Origin of the sequence: uncultured Methanobrevibacter sp. (genome assembly GCF_902769175.1) — an archaeon.
Taxonomy (GTDB): Archaea; Methanobacteriota; Methanobacteria; order Methanobacteriales; family Methanobacteriaceae; genus Methanobrevibacter.
Map to the genome: position 1 here is coordinate 22542 of NZ_CACXNW010000031.1, position 17171 is coordinate 39712.

Sequence of the window (17171 nt, forward strand, 5' to 3'; positions counted from 1 at the left end):
TTTATCCCCAATCTTTAATAAATTGTTTAAGTGTTTTATCGTCCTCTAATTGAAAACTATCATCCCAATTTTTTGAAACTAAACCATATTTCTCTAATTTATAAAAAGTTACTCTAATCTGACCTTTAGTATAACCTAAATCCAATAAATCTTCTTCATAAAAAGTATCAGATGGATTAAAGTTATCTAAAATACTTTTAAGTTTTAAAACAGTTAATTCTTTATCTAAACAATCAAAACATTTATTAGATTGACTTTCTTTATCTATTGAATTACCACAAATAATACATTTCTTGTCAGATAAATAATCATCTTTTAACCCTCTAGTTATGTGTAAGTATTCTTCATTGAGGATTATTCTAGCATCCACTTTTTGTTTTTTGTCTCTTTTAGCTAATTTTGCCAATTCTTGGCTTAATTCATCACTACTATAAAATAATCTTATTTGCATATTAAGCCTTGTTTCAACTGGAATCTCATCAATATAAACTGGAAACATATATTTATAAGCATCCAAGGGAAATATTTTTGATTTTACCTCTTCAGAAAGACCCCAACCTTTACTTGTAGCTGACTTTCCTACTAAAAGCTTAGTATCAACATAATTCAAACCTTCATTTTCAAAATCATCCAATTTTTTATCTAATTCCCTTTTATTAAATTTTAATTCCAAAGGAATTTCTCTTTTAGGATCAAGGGCCTTTTGAGATGTGAGATAATTCTTAAATGGAGTGCCATAATAAAATAGACGTGGATTTATCTTAATTTTACAAGGTGAAATAATATTATTTATTCTGATATAACATTCAAATTCAAACCTTAAAACGGGAATAAATTCACGAATATCAATTAAATTTAAAGCCCAACCTTTAGGAACGTCAGCTTTTTTCCTACCTAAGTGTACATGTGTGTGTATAGAATAATCACATTCGTTTTCAAGTAAAACAACATGTTTAGTCATAATATCAATATTAATTAAAATCTTCTATAAAATCACGTATTTCAGCTTGGAATGTTTTAATCCTATTTCCTTTTCCAGAATTCTCTTCTAATTTTTTAAGTTCTATGATGCCTGTATTAGCATATTCCATCGCAATATCCGCCACTTTTTGGTCATCATTAACAACTTCCAAATCTCCTGTATCAGAAATAGCTATCGCATATAATAATGATAATTCTTCATTTGTCAATTGGTACATAACAAAGGTATCGTTTCCTTTAGTTTTATTGTTTTCAAAAGGAGTCTTATAACCAATAGAAAATCCATATGCTGCAAGAAGAAGGAAATTTTCTCTTCTAACAATACCTTCACTTCTAGGAGAGTTTAAAATTTCAGATTTTTTAAAAAAATTCACATAATTTTTTTCAATGAAAAAATGTATAGATTTGCCACTCATTATTTCATCTCCTCAATTTTAATTTCTTTTTCAGATTCAGATTCTTTTAACCTATATTCTAAAACTTTATTTTGTTTAAATAAAGATTGAACAGGAGAGGAATATTCTTCATCAATTAAGAACAATAATAATTGTTTTTCTTCACTTACATTCAAACAACTTTGTGAAACATTCAATCTTTGTTCACCGCTAGTCCTTGCTAAAAGAGTGTCAACAACTAATGGTGATTCAAAACCAGAAACAGAATGAATAGCTAAAATAAATGCTAATGCTAACAATTCAACTTCAGAAGCACTAGCAGTTGCTGAAGCAGGACGTCCATCTTCATCGTATAAATTGACTTGATAATCCTCATTTATTTCAATAAATCCATATGTTTTAGATTTTCTTATTAATTTAAAGAACTTTTCATTGGTAGAATCCTGAATAACCTTTCTAGTGTCGGCCATCATATCTTCTTTAACATCATTAATGACTGTTAAAGAATCTGTGCATAGTTTAATTTTAGCCAAAATATCCTTGTATTCTTCCTCTTCAGAAAGTAATTTAAGATATTCCCTATGTAATTTTTCAACATTGTTCTTTAAAGAAATATTATTATTTCTGAGGCTGTCCAATTCTGATTTTTTGTTAGGCAATATTTTTACTAACTCATCTCTCCTATCAACACTTTTTTTCAGATGTTTATTAAGTTCTAAAGTTTCATAAAGCTCTTTAATATCCTTTTCTAGGGATTCTATAGCATTATTAAACGTATTTATATCATTTTGAATTTTATTTTCTGTTTTTAAATAGGCTTCAGCAGTATCTGAAAACTTATTGAAAAATTTCTTATTATCCCTTAAAATTTCGTCTTCAGGAGCAATGAGATATAATTTTGCTTTCTTATTCTTTAAGATTTCCAGTAGAGAATCATCAATTTTTCGATCACAAACTTTGCAAGACTTATCATGAATAGAATCTTCTAAAATTGTTTCATCAATAGGATAAAGATAAGTATCATCACGATTTTCTTCAATACCTTCCAATGCTTTTATAAAAGCCTCTCTGGCTAAAATTTTAGGAGCCTCTTTTATAATATTATCATTTAACGCTTCTTTTTTATCATTTAATGATTCAATAAAATTGTCTCTTTCTCGAATTTTCTTATCTCTTTTTTTCTCAGTATTTTTAAGAGAAGGAGTGTTCCCTAAGGAATCCATTAAAGAGTCTCTTTCCTTTTCTAATTTCTCATATGTTTCATTAAGTTTTTCATATCTCTCTTTTTCAGATTCTAAGAAAGCTAATTGTTGATTATATTCTTTTAATTTACTATCTGAATTTGAATTTGGACTTCCTTCTTTCCTCAAATCTTTTAATTTTCGTTTAATTCTCCTTTCCATTTCATCTAAAACAAAAATATGAGATAATTTAAAAACTTGGTCTTTAATAGCTGTGGAAACTAAAAAATAATTATCTAATTGCTCACCATCAAAAAAGAAAAATTCTTTGATGGATTCTGGAATAAATGAAGAAACTAAATAATCGCATTCATCCTTATCCCTACATACATTTGAGTGAGAACCCTCTATTTCAGTGACTGAGAATTCTTGATCTATCCATTCTTCACGTTTACCATTTTTTTCAAAATAATCACTATGAATTCCATGAATTTTAAATATATCAGAACGTTTAATAATTAATTTAGAACCTTGTCCATTGGATACAGTTATAGTGACAGCCGCATTTTCAAAATCCTTTTCGGAATTGTTACTGACTTCTGTATTTAATGTTGGCAAAGCTCGGTCTTTATCCTTAATTCTTGGTTCTTCATTATATAAACACCAAGTCATTGCATTTAAAAAAGTAGTTTTTCCAGCACCATTTTCAGCAATTACTACATGAAGGTCTTTTTCTAAGTCTTCTTTAAATTTAATGCTTGTGTCAACATATTTTCTAAAGTTTTCAAATTGAATCTCTTCAATCCTCATCGACATAACCCCTATAATACGTATCGATTAACTCATCATACTTATCATTCCATTGATGCAAACCTTTGTTTTCTTCCTTAAAAAGGTCTGTTAGAAAATTCGCTACACAATCATTTTTTGAATTTTCTTTTAAACTTTTAAATATCTTCCTCGAAGTACTCATTATTTCCCACCATCATAAATTTTCGTTTAATTTGTCAATAACATAAGAATAATTTTCAGCTATATAGCCAATCTTTTTATATCTTTCCTTTTCTCTTTCAAAAATTGATTTTTCATAGGCTTCTAAAGATTTATCGAATAAATTACCAGAAGGCTTGACTATCAAATCATAGATAGTTGCATGAGTCTTACCTGGTGACCTTCTTATAACTCTCCCAATTCTCTGAATAAATTCTCTAGAACTGTTACTGCTACACATGAATATGGCCTGTGAAGCAGAAGGTACATCTACACCTTCATCCAAACAGTGCATAGCTGCTAAAACTTGATAATTTCCTTTAGCAAAATCATCTAAGATTAAATCCCTTTCAGACATTCCTCCATATTTCTCTAAAGGTTTAGTTTTTTCTTCCATTGTAAATTTGTGAGCAACAATATTATATTCTGATAATATATCCATAACTTTATCGATCTGATTAGGACTGCAATAAACTATTAAACCAGAATAATCATCTATACTGTCTAATATCTTTCTTAAAACTTCAAATTTATTTTGAGCATCTTTAATAATGTTTGCTCGTTTAAATAATAAATTCTGCTTTCTTTTATCAAATTCATCATCTTTACAACTGAATAAACTTTGAGTAATTCCCCTATATTCCTCTAATTCTTCTTCATTTAAACTTAAGAAATAAGGGCAATAATTATAAGGAGTTAAATAAGACATTCCGGTTTTAGGATTATAATATTCATAAATAGCTTCTCTTAATGATAATGTATATAATTCATCACCAAAGAAATTAAATAAAAATTCTGATTCTTCATCAGAATATCTAGTTGGAGTGGCACTTAATCCTAATCTAAAATCATATAAGTGTTCTATTAAACCATTTCGGCGATAAGGAGATCCTAAGCCATGCATTTCATCCCCTATTAAAAAATAGTTAAATCTCTTTTTTTTAGATAAAAGGCTTATAAAATCATTGCTTGCTAGTGTATCATGAGTTGTAAGAACAATAAGATTATTTATTGAATTTAATCTTAAATCAAGTAATTGGTCTTCTAATTCGTTTCTCCAATTAGTGTCTCCAGTGGCAAATAATAATTTGTCGTATTTGATACCATAATTATTTATAGAACGCTCCCATTGAGGCAATAAATGTTTTGTAGGAGCAGTAATAACCGTTAATAATTTAGAACTATCTTCTAAAGCCTTTTCTAAACAACCTAAAGCTGTGAAAGTCTTTCCAGTTCCTGTGGCCATTACAAAAATACCTTTTTTATCATTTTCTATCCATTTAGTCCTAGCATCTTTTTGGTAATCATATAGCTCTACCTTCTCAATAACTGTTCCAGTAGTGCTTTTTGGAGTTGAAAAAGTATAAGTAAAAACTAAATCCTCAAAATCTTCTGGTGCATCATCAACTAATTTTTGTTCAACCGCTTCAGGAATGTCTAAAATTTTATATTGATCCCATTTAGAGTTCCAAATATTATTAAAAGTATCTAAATTGTCTTTAAGATGGCCTATTTCCCCCTTTTTCCAATCTCTAAACAAATGAAACTCTTCTAAATTCTTTTCCCAAGCTGCTGCAGTTTCATTTACTGACCCACTGAATGAAATAAGATTGTTTTGAGAATCATACATTAACCCGATTTTATAATGAAGAATACCTTCTCCTTTTGGTACAGGATTGCCGTTACTATCCACTTTAACTGCTACTCTAATTCTTAATAATTTATTTGCAATCATCCAACCTAAAACTTCTACATTATGTTTGATTATCTCATCTTCAATAGAATTTAATTCTTTTAGAAAACTAGAGGTTAAAATTTCTTCAGGGTGTTCTGAAGCAAATTTAATCATGTTTACATCATCGGGATTTAAATCCACTCCACAAAGAAGATCCATTTTTCCATTATTAAGTATAAAATCTTTTAAACCAACAGCAACTGAAGCAAAACTTTTAGAGTTAAAATAGCCTACAACTCTTCGATATTTTTTAGTGTTTGCTAAAGCGGGGATGTACAAATCATTTAGCAAATCATCCTTTTGTGAGTCATAGTGTTCTTTAAAATTTAGTTCCTGAAATGTTTTCATACCAAACCCTTTACCAAAATATGATGTATTTAACCAAATAAAACGTATAATGATCTATTTGGAAAAAATAATTAATTACTGATCAATTAATAAGAAAATAAGATCAGTACAACCTTTTTTAATTAAATTATATATTTAAAAGTTTATTAAATTTACTATATAAAACCATATATAAATTAAGAAAAAAATAAAAAAAGTTAGTAGTTGTAAATTAAGAGTTCTTTAATAGGGCCCCTTTTATTCTTATCTCTATTAATTGACCTTCTTACATCAATTTTTTGATATTTAAATGGACCAATATTTAAATCATAATGTTTTATGAAAAAATCTTCATTTTCAGTATTTTTAGGGTCAGAATTACTTAAAAGAAATTTAGCATGTTTTTTATGGATATTTTTACAAAAATCGCTTAATTCAATTTGTTCTTTTATTCCAAAACCTTTTGAATCATAATTGGTAAAACTGTTTTCTTTTATAGGTAAATACGGTGGGTCTAAATATACAAATGAATTTTCATCAATTTCGTCCTCAGCACTAGAATAATCATTACAAACAAGCTTTACATCTTTTAAAACTTCAGATACTTTTCTTAAATTATTTTTATCACAAATTAAAGGATTTTTATATGTTCCTATTGGAACATTAAATTTTCCATCTTTATTTACTCTATATAAACCATTGAAACATGTTCTATTTAAAAAAATCATTTGTGAAGCTCTTTTTATCTTATCAAAGTCTTCAGAAGTATTATTAAATTCATCACGAACCTTATAATAATATTCTTTTCTTTCATCAAAAGATAGAGGTAAAAAACCATCAGATAGAATCTGCAATTCATCAATCAATTTTTCAGGAGATTTTTGTACTGCATAATAAGTTAAAATAAGGTCTTTATTGATATCCCCTAAATAAGCATATTTAATATCATATTTGCTTGCTAAATGAAAAAAAACAGCCCCTCCACCTAAAAAAGGCTCAAAATATTTTTCAATACACTCATTTTCTATAATTTCATTTGGTATGAGTGAATCAATAATTTTTACAACTTGTTTTTTCCATCCGCCCATTTAACAAAAGGTTTAGGGTTGATTTCATCTGTGTTTTTTGCTACCATTTTAAAATTTCCTAAAAATTATATAAATATTTTTGGAGAAATTAGAATAAATACTTATGCGATATTGTTAAGAAATTTTTAAAATCATTTAAAACTAGATATTGGAAATAGGGCCTAAAGGCCAAAAAAGTGATGATGCTTATCATACTTTCTTTAAAATGATACAACTAAAACTTGTTTCTTTTTGAATGAGGAGATTTCATTAAAAATAGAGAATATTGCAAAAATTTTTCATAATTAAATATTTAAACTAATTTCGGTTAACTTAATGAAAAAATCATGGAAAAAATTTAAATTAAAAATAATTATATGATTTTTATCAAAAAATTACTTTTCAAATGCTCTCTATAAACAATTATATATATAAACTTTAATATACAATAAATAAAGGCAATAAAAATTTTAATATAACTAAAACTTACATAATATAGTTTAAAAATATTAATTTAAAAAAGAGGTGATATCTTGTCTTTAAACTTTAAATTTTTTGATGTGAATTTAGGAAATTCAACATTAATACAAACTGAAAAATTAAATATATTATTTGATATTGGAACGAATGAGATAACAAGTAAAAATCCACTTTTTTCATTTAATGAACAACTTGACTATTTAATTATAACACACCCCCACCATGATCATATTAGCGGTTTAATAGACATAGAGGATAAAAAGCCTAAAACATTACTACGAAATAAATTAATTCCCCATAAATTGATAAATGATGCTATTGAATCAGCACAAAGTGAAAAAGATAAAAAAATATTTGAAAAATACTTAGAATTAGATAAGATATATACTAAACCTACATCCCCTGAAACAAACCCATGTAATCCCCAGAATAATGGAAATGTTATTATAAATAATTTTACACCATCAAAAAATGATGTAAAAGATTTAAATTACTATAGCATTTCAACACTTTTTGAATATGAAGGATATAAAATATTATTAATGGGGGATAATACTCTCTCCAATATTGAAGAACTATTAAATAATATTGAATTCAAACAAAAAACAAAAAATATTGATATATTACTAGCACCACACCATGGTAGAATATCTAGTTATAAATCAGAATTAGTAGACCATTTAAATCCTGTTCTAACAATAATCTCAGATAAAAGTGGTCAAGAGGAAGTGAGTGCAGTTAATTACTACAGTTCTAAATCTATAGGAATGAATGTTTTTAAAAATGGATTTTCAGTTGAAAGAAGTTGTTTAACAACACGTAATGATGGAACCATATATGTTAAAATAGAAAATGGAAATTTATTTGTGTTTTGTGAAAAATGGTGAGAAAATGGTAACTATAAAAAGTTTTAGTGTAGGAAATGGGGATATGTTTTATATTTGTCATGAAAATAAAACATTTACTATTATTGATTGTAATATTATAGAAGAACAAGAAGAGGAAATTATAAAAGAAATGAAAGAAGTTAAAAAAGATAATGATTTTAATCGGTTTATTTCAACACATCCTGATAAAGACCATATTAAGGGGATTGAATTATTAAATGAAAAAATAGGAATAACTAATTTTTATTGTGTTGATAATAAAATAAAAACTGAAGACTCTGCAGATTTTAAAAAATACTATGAATTACGTGATAATAGTGAATTAAAATTAAAAAAAAATATGAAAAATAGTTGGTTAAATCAAACTCATGAAGGAAGAGAAGGATCTAATATTTTTATTTTATGGCCAGATCTTGATAATAACTATTATAAAGAAGAAATAGGTAAATTAGAAAAAAATGAAAAAGATTCAGCTAATAAGATCTCCCCAATAATTAAATATTCCAAAGAAAATGAAATTATTGTATTGTGGTTTGGAGATATGGAAAATGATTTTTTAGAAAAAATCATTGATGAAGTGGAATTGCCAAAATCTGACATAATATTTACTCCACATCATGGAAGGGACACTGGTAAAATACCAAAATATATTTTAGATAAAATTAATCCAAAATTAATTATCATTGGAGAAGCCAAACCAGAATATTTAAACTATTATAAAGGTTTTAATACAATAACACAAAATACAGCGAAAAATATTGTTCTCAAAAGTGGAATAGGAAAAGTAGACATATATACAACTAATGAAATTGAAAATGATTTCTTAAAAAATGAGAAAGATGAAGAAATCTTATCAACTGGAGAACAATATAGAGGTACGTTAGACTTAATAAAATGAGGTATTATAATGAGTGACTTAAAGGACTATGATGATAAAATTATTCATTTTATAATCTTTAACATTGTTGTTAGTTTTTTATTAATTACATCAAAAACAGCAATTAATAATGAAATAATCCCTATTTCTCTTTTAATTTCTATACTATATCTTCCTATTTATTTAATTAATAACATCATACCTCGTGAATGGAAATTTTTTATCTTATACCCTAAAAATAATCATAGATTTTCATATGGTATTTTTTCTAAAATGAAATCTGGAAAATTAAATTATGATAAAAAATTAATAGAATTAGATTTAATCCTAAAAGTTCATAATATGCCAAAAACAGAAAAAGAAGAAGATGAATTATGGTATAAAATTTATACAGAACACAGAGATACAAATAAAATTCGTGACCAAAATAGACGTTTTTTGTTATGTAGAGATTATACAATGATTATTTTAATAATTACCTTAATTTTTCCAGTATTTGCATTATTTCTTAGATTTGTTCCAGTATTTGCATTATTTCTTAGATTTGAAGATCTTATATTAATCATGGCATTAATAGGAATAATAGAATTTATAGTATTTTGGTATCTAGCTAGAAAAAATAATGAAAAATTGGCAAAATATGTTTTAGAAGAGGAAACAAATAATTTAAAAAAAGGATAAAATAAACTTAAATACAAGATAAAAATAAAATGAATCTCCCTATTTATAAATAAGAAATAAAATTTAAAGCGTCTGATATTAGGAATATTTGAATGTTAAAATATAAAAATGTCGGAGACTTATTATGCATAATCTACAAAATAACCTAGGAACATTTTGGTTTAAAGATGAGGAGGAAAATAAATTTAAAGGAACAATCATTTATAAAAACAACCATTATCTTTTAAAAACCGATATAAAAATGGAAGAATATGCCAAATATTATAACAAAGAAATAATTATTGGTTATGTGAATAAAACAAAAATAACACTATACAAAAATCACTTGTGGAATCCTTTTGAAACAGTAACATTTTCTATTGATTACATTTTCAAAAATTATGATTATAACTCAAATTTGAATTTTAAAGAAATTCAACTTAAATTTCACAATTTAGAAAATTGGATTAGGAACAATGAATATTTTAAAATGAATATTAAGGATAATTATAAAAATTTTGCAGAATATAAGTGTGTGAACATTAAACTAAACCGATTTGAGATAATTTTTTCTTTAAGTTATTCAATTACTTCAACAAATATTTCATTTTGTATAAAACCTAATTACATAATACAAATTGTCTATGAGAATAAAACCCACATAGAAACTATACTCAAAGACATCAATATAATTAAAAAGTTTTTAACATTTTTAATGCATGATGAAACTGAAATAAAGCTTATGACATGTATGGTAGAAAATGAATTCAATACTCTTAATAAAACTAATGTTTATTCAAAATTTTTCGATAAAACCATTGAAAAATTAAACTCATTTGATATTTTAATTGAATTTGATGAAATAGAAGATATACAACTCATATTTAGCAACTGGTTTAAAATTAGTGAGAAATATCAGCCATTATTTGACATATATTTTATGAATTTTGCAAATGAATCATACCCAGAATACCTATTCTTATCATATACTCAGGCATTAGAATCATATTTAAGAAAAAATGAAAAATATATTGATAATTATATGAGAATTGAAGAATATGAAACTATTAAAAATCAAATAATTGATTTTATTCAAGAATTAATAAAAAATGAAGATCATAAAAATAGTTTGGAAAATAAGATTAAATTTGGTAATGAAATTTCTTTAAGAAAACGATTAAAAGAACTAATCAATGATTTAAAGAATTTTGAAATTATAAATAAAATAATTGATGGAAATAAAAATAAGTTCATCAGTAAAGTTGTAGATAATAGAAATTATTATACTCATTACGATGATTCTTCTAATTTCAAAAAAGACCCTAAAAAATTAGATATATTAAATTTTAACTTAAAAATACTAATTGAATTAATAATTTTAAAAGAATTAGGATTTGATGAAAAATTTATTGATAAAAAATTAATGATTAAGTATAGTGAATATTTAGAACTTTAAAAAATTATTTAAATATGCCTAGAAATTTTTTTACTATTTATCTTAATCCCATAAAGATTCTAATATTCCTTCCCTTGCATTAATTCCCATTCCAACTTATGAATGCAATTTTGCATCATATTTATTTTCCATTTCTTTTCATAAGGCATGTCCTTAGCTTCAAAACATTTTATATTCATTTTTTCATTTTTAATATGATATTCATGCAAATAGCAATATCCATCTATTTGATTCTTGCAATCAAAACAATCATATCCTTTCAAAATCTCTTCAAGGTCTTTTTTAGCCCAATCAAGCTTATCTTCATTTCTCATTGTGTAATTATCCAAATACTTATTTTCAATATAACAGTTTCCGTGTATGGTGGTGATGCCTGTGACTTCTTCTGAACCAACATAATTCTTACCTTTTACCACTTCGAGATCTCCCCATTCTTCAAGCATATCTTCCAATTTCTTGATTAACTCTGAAATTTTCATAGATAATTCTCCCAAATATTCATTGTTCTAATTATATTAGACATTGTATTTAAATATTTTAAAAAATAAGAATAAATTAATGCTTAAATCTAAAATTAACCATATATAACTATTTATAAACAAAATAAGAGTTTAATAAGTAAAATTATTCATAAAAATCCCAATATCAAAAAGATTGAACACCTATATTTAAACAAGCTTTAAATAATTCAAATACATAAATAAGAATAAATATAGAAAAAGTAAAAGGGAGCAATATGAACTACTGTTTCACTGCGGAGCTAAACTAATAGAAAAAGACCAAAAGTTCTGCATCAAATGCTGTATTGAATTAAGAGAGTACAAGCAAAAGTGAAAAAAATTCTATTTATGGAATGCTAATTTTTAACCGATTTAAAGACAAAATACATACATAAATTCCTCTCCCATTTAACTTATTTTTTAATTCAAATCGAATAAAATTATATAAAAATATTAAATAATCAAATACATAATTAATATTATGACCAATAAAAATCAATGGAACTCAAGACTTGCATTTCTTCTTTCAATGATATGGGCTGCTTTAGGACTAGGAAACAATCAAGGTAGGATATCATGAAAAATCCACCAATTTACCAACAACATCTACACTTTTGCTAGGAAACAATCAAGGTAGGATAGCATGATTTGCCCAAACTGCAATACTGCATATGATGAGGGATATACATTATGTCTTGAATGCGGTGCAAAACTAGTCAGTGAAAAAGAGCTTGAAGATTCGAATAAACAAAAATATCTAAAGAGAATAGCTGAATTGGAAAGTGAAATAGAACACCTTAAATACGATATTTTAAAAAAGAACGAATACATAGAGTTTCTTAAAAGGGATATTCAAAAAGACTATGAGAAATTCAAAAGCATGAGGCGAGACATTAAAAGCCTAAATGAGAAATTAGAGAAAATTTCCAAGGAAAATGAAGAATTAAATTACAAACTCTTAAAGTATAAACAGGACTGAATCAGATTCTTTGATTAAAAAATAGGTCTAAGTGATGATGCTTATAATACATTCTTTAAAAAGGATACAACTAAAACTTGTTTCTCTTTGAATAAAAAGATATTGTTAAAGAAGAAAACTAAAAAATAATAAGGAATTTTTTAATTAAAAAATTAAAAAAAATAAGATGAAATCTATTTTTTATGTTTCAGTGAATTTTGAACACCTTTTATCATATCTACATCATCAGAAAGCTTTAAATTATTTTTATTGCCATTGTATGAAATATACATTTCATAATGATATCCATCTTTATCAAAATGTGCATATGTAAAGTTTTCTTTAACAATTCCATTATCAAAATTAGGAATATTAAATTTCGCTACATAAAGATTGCCATCACTATAATCATCTAACAAATATTCTCTTTCAAATACTTTAGTATAATCAAAATCTTTGTATTCGCCAGCGGTGCCTGTTTCTTTAATTTCTAACCATCTATGAACTTTGCCATTAAATGGAATTCCAGTACCTGCATAAATATCATTTACATGCACTCTAGCTCCCCAACCATCAGTCTCTTCAAATCCATCTGGAAGATCTATTGAAAATCGTTGACATGACAAGGCATTAACTGAAGATAAAGAACAAAAGACTACTAAAATAATTGCAAGAAAAAAGAACAGTTTTTTCATTAAAACACCACAATAATAATTTTTTTAATAAATCTTATTTATTCTTTTATATTTTGTTAAAAGACTTATTAGTAATTAATATTTTGTGATGTTGAAATAGTGTAAAAAAATAAAAAAAGAAAACTTAGAGAAATACTCCCTTAGCCCTCATCTTAATTCTCTTCTTAATAGTATCCTTAAGAGAGGATAAAATGAACCACCCTACCATTCATCTAAACTCACTTTTTTTAATAAAACTACACTAAATCTCTTAAAATAAGCAAGCAAGTACTTGCTTTCAGAAATATTTATAAATAAACAATAATAAACCCTCTATTTAAAAGAAAGGTGCATTCTAATTTCTATCATACATCATGTGAGAACTAATTTTTTAACAAATAAGGCATGCTACAATGTTATTAGAATATTTTCACAATGCTTAAAGATTTCAATGTGGCCACCACTTTAAAAATTTCTTATGGGATAATATGAAAGGAAGTTTAAAAATCATAGCAGCAGTTCTTGTAATGCTATTTTGCTTAAGTCCGTTATCTGCTGTCGATTTCAATCAAGATGATGCAAATTCTTGCAACAGTACCAATACACTCAATTCAAGTGTTGATGAAACCAAAGAACTCGATTTAAATGCTAGTAAAAAATATGAAGAAAAGATTTTAGAGAATGGAAAAACCGAACCCAATATAGCACTTCAAAAGAACAATTGCAATTTGTACATTCATGTCAATGACATTTATGCTAACGAAACAGCGGATATTGAAATAAAATGCGATCCCCACTATGAAGGCCAGATTAAGATTCAAATTGATGATGGTAAATTCATTCCAGCCTATGTTTCAAATGGCTATGGCATCACTAGTGTCGGAGGATTAAGCTATGGATTCCATACAGCAAAGGCAATATGCGAAGAAACCGATTCATATGATAGAAGTGAAGCAAGTGCCGATTTCGAGGTCTATGTATGCGACCCTCATTTAAATGTCAAAATCGATGATATAACCATTGGAGAGGATGCCACTATTGAAGTTACAACTGAAGCTTCCATAACAGACTATGTTAATGTTGTAGTTGATAACAGCAACTTCATTTCAATTAAAATCAATGAAGGCAAAGGATCCACTCAAATTAGCGACTTGGAGCCGGGAAACCATACAGCAAAGGTAACTTTTAACGGAAATGACTTCTATGAAAGCAGTGAACAAACCGTTCATTTTAAGGTTAGAGAAAAGGATCCTAAATCCAATTGCTACTTGAATGTGGATGTGGGTGACATTGACGTTAACCAAAGCGCTGAGATCATGATTTCAACTGATTCCCACTATGAATGCCACATCAAGGTTCAAGTTGATGATGGAGAATTCATTCCAGTCCAACTCTCACATGGACATGGGTCCATTACAGTAAGCGGTTTGGAAGCAGGAACACATACAGCAAAGGCAATAGCTGAAGAAACCGATTCACATCTTGGAAGTGAAGTAAGCACTGATTTTGAAGTCAGGGCAGCTAATTAGACTTCTACAGCTAAACTGCTAAAGAATTTCATTATTGACCCGAAAAACTTAGAGAACACTCCCTAAGCCTTCACCTTAATTCTATTCTTAATAGTATCCTTAAGATAGGAAATAGAAATCTTACCCTTTTTAAACTTCTTAATAGCTTTTTTCTTAATGGTAACCTTAGCTATTCCCTTCCTATTTGTCTTTGCCTTATAGGTCTTGCCATTAAACTTAAAAAAAAAGTATTGAAAAGAAGATATGAGTTTATTGCCATATCCAAATTCTTTTGAAAATCAATATTGAAAATAGGGCCTAAAGGCCAAAAAAGTGATGATGCTTATAATACTTTCTTTAATAAGGACACTACTAAAACTTGCTTCTTTTTGAATAAGGATATTTTGTTAGAGAAGAAAAAAATAAATTAATTAAATTTTTTTATTGTTAATTTATAATTCATTTCTAAACTCTTCCATCTGTTTAAATGATTAAAAAATGAAAGTATTAATTAATCATTTTCAAAATCTCATTTTTATTTTGCAATGCTACTTGATTATAAGGCTCTACAATCAAAGCTCTATCAATAAACTTTAAAGCATCCTTATATTTTCCCATTTCAAAATAAGTTGCAGAGATATTGATTAGAGAATGGACATGTTTAGGATTCTTAGTTAAGATTTTACGATGAACCTGAATGGATTCCTCATACAGTCCTAATTTATGCAAGGTAGCTGCTTTGTTATTCAATGCATTAAAATAGTTAGGATCTATTGCCAAGGCTTCGTCAAATGTTTCAATGGCCAAATCATATTTTCCCAATTTATAATAGTTATATCCTAAATTGGTTAATGTATTTGGATTTCTTGGATTGATATCTAAAGACTTTCTATAATACAACAATGCAGCATCATTTTCATCCAAATTGCTTAAAGCATTTGCCTTATCGTTTAAAATTTCATCATTGTTAGGGTCTATTTCTAATGCATAATCAATTAAATTTAAAGCTTCCTTATATAAACCTGATTCAAACAATTTTTCATAATCATCCATAATTTTAGAAAGTTTAGAGGAATCATCTAAGCCAGCGTATATAGAATCAAAATCAATATTGGAATTTTCTGTTTGCTTTTCTTCTCTTTCTGTCAAATTTGCTCCACAATTTATGCAAAACTTTTGATTTTCATTTTCAATAGTTGCTCCACATTTATAACAAAAATTCATCTCAGACCTCCTTTATATTTATAATCTTTATAATTATTTATAGAAACGCCCCATTTAATCACTTAAGACTATAAAAAATTAAATTTAATAAAACTTCAAATGTTCTCGTGAATTTTTCTCATCAGTATACACCAAGGCCTACCCATATCTAAAGGTGTTCATTTATCAGTAAACCGCATCTAATTTCTCTGCGGTCATAATCTGAAAGGACACATTTAGGACATTGAACCATTAAAAACCCCTCAGAAAAAAAGAAAACTCAATACATAATTATAATGATATGTTCTTAATGTTATAAAGATTTTATTAAAAAGTTTTAATGATTAAGAAAAAAAATAATATATAAAAATAAAGGGAAATAGTATAAAAATTTATACTAAAAAGGATTTAAAAAGGTTTTCAACAAACCCCAAAAAATAATTATTCAGAACAGTCATTATAAATTGATTAAGTAGTAATATCACCATTCTTCAGCTATTATTTCATCTAAAATAGAAGTTCCGGCCTTGTGGCCAAATCCAAATACTTCTCCTTCCCTAGTATAGTATGCCCCCACTCCATCATTGAAGCTTATTTCCGCTCTATATATATCGCAAGATTCAAGGTCAGTTCTAATAGCTTGTGTGCCCCATCTGCTAGTGCATGTGATTACCCTTCCATTTCTAAAGGTTATCTCTGCTGTAGCATATTTAGGGTTGCTTTCAATAATCTTGACCTGTGCTTTTTGTGGTCTATAAAATTCATTTATTTTATTATGTTTGCTTTTTCGGGATTTTCTATTATGATATTTTTGTTTGCGTTATTGTATCCTTTTATTTCATTTAGGATTCTGAGGGTTTCTTCATGGTATGCATCTATTTGATCTTTGATATTATTTATGTTATTGTTTACCTCATCATTGTTTATGTTATTGTTCATTTCATTATAATTATTTATGTTATTATTTACCTCACCATTATTTATGTTATTATTTACCTCGTTATTATTGATGTTATTGTTCGCTCCATTATAATTATTTATGTTATTGTTTACCTCATTATTGATTATGTTATTGTTCTCTCCATCATAATTATTTATTCCAAATGGGTTTGCATTGTTGTTTGGTTCTTCATAATTTGCAGGCATCATTTCCTCTATAATAGAAGTTCCGGCCTTGTGGCTAAATCCAAATTCTTCTCCTTCCCTAGTATAGTATGCCCCCACTCCATCATTGAAGCTTATTTCCGCTCTATATATATCGCAAGATTCAAGGTCAGTTCTAATAGCTTGTG

At 26.8% G+C, this 17171-nt stretch carries 16 protein-coding genes; 6 read left to right on the forward strand and 10 right to left on the reverse strand.

Features of this window, described 5'->3' with window-relative positions; genetic code table 11:
- Position 1 precedes the first annotated feature (1 nt).
- The 6 genes from QZV12_RS11020 to QZV12_RS11045 form a co-directional block, all read right to left on the reverse strand.
- A complete protein-coding gene (locus tag QZV12_RS11020) occupies positions 2–961 on the reverse strand; it encodes a hypothetical protein (RefSeq protein ID WP_295621710.1) in 960 nt (319 codons plus the stop codon).
- 10 nt (positions 962–971) lie between these two features.
- Complete coding sequence (locus QZV12_RS11025; protein ID WP_295621713.1) at positions 972–1397, reverse strand: hypothetical protein; 426 nt, start codon at positions 1395–1397, stop codon at positions 972–974.
- Positions 1397–3367 (reverse strand): AAA family ATPase, encoded by a 1971-nt coding sequence (locus QZV12_RS11030; RefSeq protein WP_295621716.1) that lies wholly within the window; start codon positions 3365–3367, stop codon positions 1397–1399. The genes QZV12_RS11025 and QZV12_RS11030 overlap by 1 nt, the downstream gene beginning before the upstream one ends.
- Positions 3357–3530 carry a hypothetical protein gene (locus QZV12_RS11035; RefSeq protein WP_295621719.1) on the reverse strand — a complete coding sequence of 58 codons (174 nt, stop codon included), beginning with the start codon at positions 3528–3530 and terminating at the stop codon, positions 3357–3359. Before QZV12_RS11035 ends, QZV12_RS11030 begins: the two co-directional genes overlap by 11 nt.
- 12 nt (positions 3531–3542) lie before the next feature.
- Entirely contained in the window at positions 3543–5561 is a 2019-nt protein-coding gene (locus QZV12_RS11040) for a DEAD/DEAH box helicase family protein (RefSeq protein ID WP_295621722.1), read from the reverse strand.
- 266 nt (positions 5562–5827) lie between these two features.
- Positions 5828–6697: a Dam family site-specific DNA-(adenine-N6)-methyltransferase gene (locus QZV12_RS11045; protein WP_295621726.1), complete on the reverse strand. Its 870-nt coding sequence runs from the start codon at positions 6695–6697 to the stop codon at positions 5828–5830.
- A gap of 512 nt (positions 6698–7209) precedes the next feature.
- Between QZV12_RS11045 and QZV12_RS11050 the strand changes: the two genes are divergently transcribed.
- From QZV12_RS11050 to QZV12_RS11065, 4 genes are all read left to right on the forward strand, one after another.
- A complete protein-coding gene (locus QZV12_RS11050; RefSeq protein WP_295621729.1) occupies positions 7210–8043 on the forward strand; it encodes a ComEC/Rec2 family competence protein in 834 nt (277 codons plus the stop codon).
- 4 nt (positions 8044–8047) lie between these two features.
- The gene (locus tag QZV12_RS11055) at positions 8048–8941 is read left to right on the forward strand and encodes a hypothetical protein (protein WP_295621731.1); all 894 of its coding nucleotides are present in this window, start codon (positions 8048–8050) and stop codon (positions 8939–8941) included.
- A 9-nt stretch (positions 8942–8950) separates the two neighbouring features.
- On the forward strand, positions 8951–9601 hold the full coding sequence (locus tag QZV12_RS11060) for a hypothetical protein (protein WP_295621734.1): 651 nt from the start codon (positions 8951–8953) through the stop codon (positions 9599–9601).
- A 124-nt stretch (positions 9602–9725) separates the two neighbouring features.
- The gene (locus tag QZV12_RS11065) at positions 9726–11036 is read left to right on the forward strand and encodes a HEPN domain-containing protein (RefSeq protein WP_295621737.1); all 1311 of its coding nucleotides are present in this window, start codon (positions 9726–9728) and stop codon (positions 11034–11036) included.
- A gap of 59 nt (positions 11037–11095) precedes the next feature.
- On the opposite strand, the gene QZV12_RS11070 is transcribed toward QZV12_RS11065, so the two are convergent.
- Complete coding sequence (locus QZV12_RS11070; RefSeq protein ID WP_295621740.1) at positions 11096–11515, reverse strand: hypothetical protein; 420 nt, start codon at positions 11513–11515, stop codon at positions 11096–11098.
- 664 nt (positions 11516–12179) lie between these two features.
- Here QZV12_RS11070 and QZV12_RS11075 point away from each other — a divergent pair.
- Positions 12180–12515 (forward strand): hypothetical protein, encoded by a 336-nt coding sequence (locus tag QZV12_RS11075; RefSeq protein ID WP_295621743.1) that lies wholly within the window; start codon positions 12180–12182, stop codon positions 12513–12515.
- Between the two features lie 173 nt (positions 12516–12688).
- Here the strand turns inward: QZV12_RS11075 and QZV12_RS11080 are convergent, their stop codons facing one another.
- Positions 12689–13120 (reverse strand): hypothetical protein, encoded by a 432-nt coding sequence (locus QZV12_RS11080; protein WP_295621746.1) that lies wholly within the window; start codon positions 13118–13120, stop codon positions 12689–12691.
- 536 nt (positions 13121–13656) lie between these two features.
- Between QZV12_RS11080 and QZV12_RS11085 the strand changes: the two genes are divergently transcribed.
- A complete protein-coding gene (locus QZV12_RS11085) occupies positions 13657–14697 on the forward strand; it encodes a hypothetical protein (RefSeq protein ID WP_295621748.1) in 1041 nt (346 codons plus the stop codon).
- Positions 14698–15183: 486 nt separating this feature from the next.
- Here QZV12_RS11085 and QZV12_RS11090 read toward each other — a convergent pair whose 3' ends face one another.
- Entirely contained in the window at positions 15184–15900 is a 717-nt protein-coding gene (locus QZV12_RS11090; protein ID WP_295621751.1) for a tetratricopeptide repeat protein, read from the reverse strand.
- Between the two features lie 744 nt (positions 15901–16644).
- The coding region (locus QZV12_RS11095) for a hypothetical protein (protein WP_295621754.1) at positions 16645–17171 on the reverse strand (527 nt) is incomplete at its 5' end.

What these genes read in the sequence shown, in the direction of transcription:
- QZV12_RS11020 (WP_295621710.1), bottom strand. Translation starts at nt 961, where the DNA reads ATGACTAAACATGTTGTTTTACTTGAAAACGAATGTGATTATTCTATA.
- QZV12_RS11025 (WP_295621713.1), bottom strand. Translation starts at nt 1,397, where the DNA reads ATGAGTGGCAAATCTATACATTTTTTCATTGAAAAAAATTATGTGAAT.
- QZV12_RS11030 (WP_295621716.1), bottom strand. Translation starts at nt 3,367, where the DNA reads ATGAGGATTGAAGAGATTCAATTTGAAAACTTTAGAAAATATGTTGAC.
- QZV12_RS11035 (WP_295621719.1), bottom strand. Translation starts at nt 3,530, where the DNA reads ATGAGTACTTCGAGGAAGATATTTAAAAGTTTAAAAGAAAATTCAAAA.
- QZV12_RS11045 (WP_295621726.1), bottom strand. Translation starts at nt 6,697, where the DNA reads ATGGGCGGATGGAAAAAACAAGTTGTAAAAATTATTGATTCACTCATA.
- QZV12_RS11055 (WP_295621731.1), top strand. Translation starts at nt 8,048, where the DNA reads ATGGTAACTATAAAAAGTTTTAGTGTAGGAAATGGGGATATGTTTTAT.
- QZV12_RS11060 (WP_295621734.1), top strand. Translation starts at nt 8,951, where the DNA reads ATGAGTGACTTAAAGGACTATGATGATAAAATTATTCATTTTATAATC.
- QZV12_RS11065 (WP_295621737.1), top strand. Translation starts at nt 9,726, where the DNA reads ATGCATAATCTACAAAATAACCTAGGAACATTTTGGTTTAAAGATGAG.
- QZV12_RS11070 (WP_295621740.1), bottom strand. Translation starts at nt 11,515, where the DNA reads ATGAAAATTTCAGAGTTAATCAAGAAATTGGAAGATATGCTTGAAGAA.
- QZV12_RS11075 (WP_295621743.1), top strand. Translation starts at nt 12,180, where the DNA reads ATGATTTGCCCAAACTGCAATACTGCATATGATGAGGGATATACATTA.
- QZV12_RS11085 (WP_295621748.1), top strand. Translation starts at nt 13,657, where the DNA reads ATGAAAGGAAGTTTAAAAATCATAGCAGCAGTTCTTGTAATGCTATTT.
- QZV12_RS11090 (WP_295621751.1), bottom strand. Translation starts at nt 15,900, where the DNA reads ATGAATTTTTGTTATAAATGTGGAGCAACTATTGAAAATGAAAATCAA.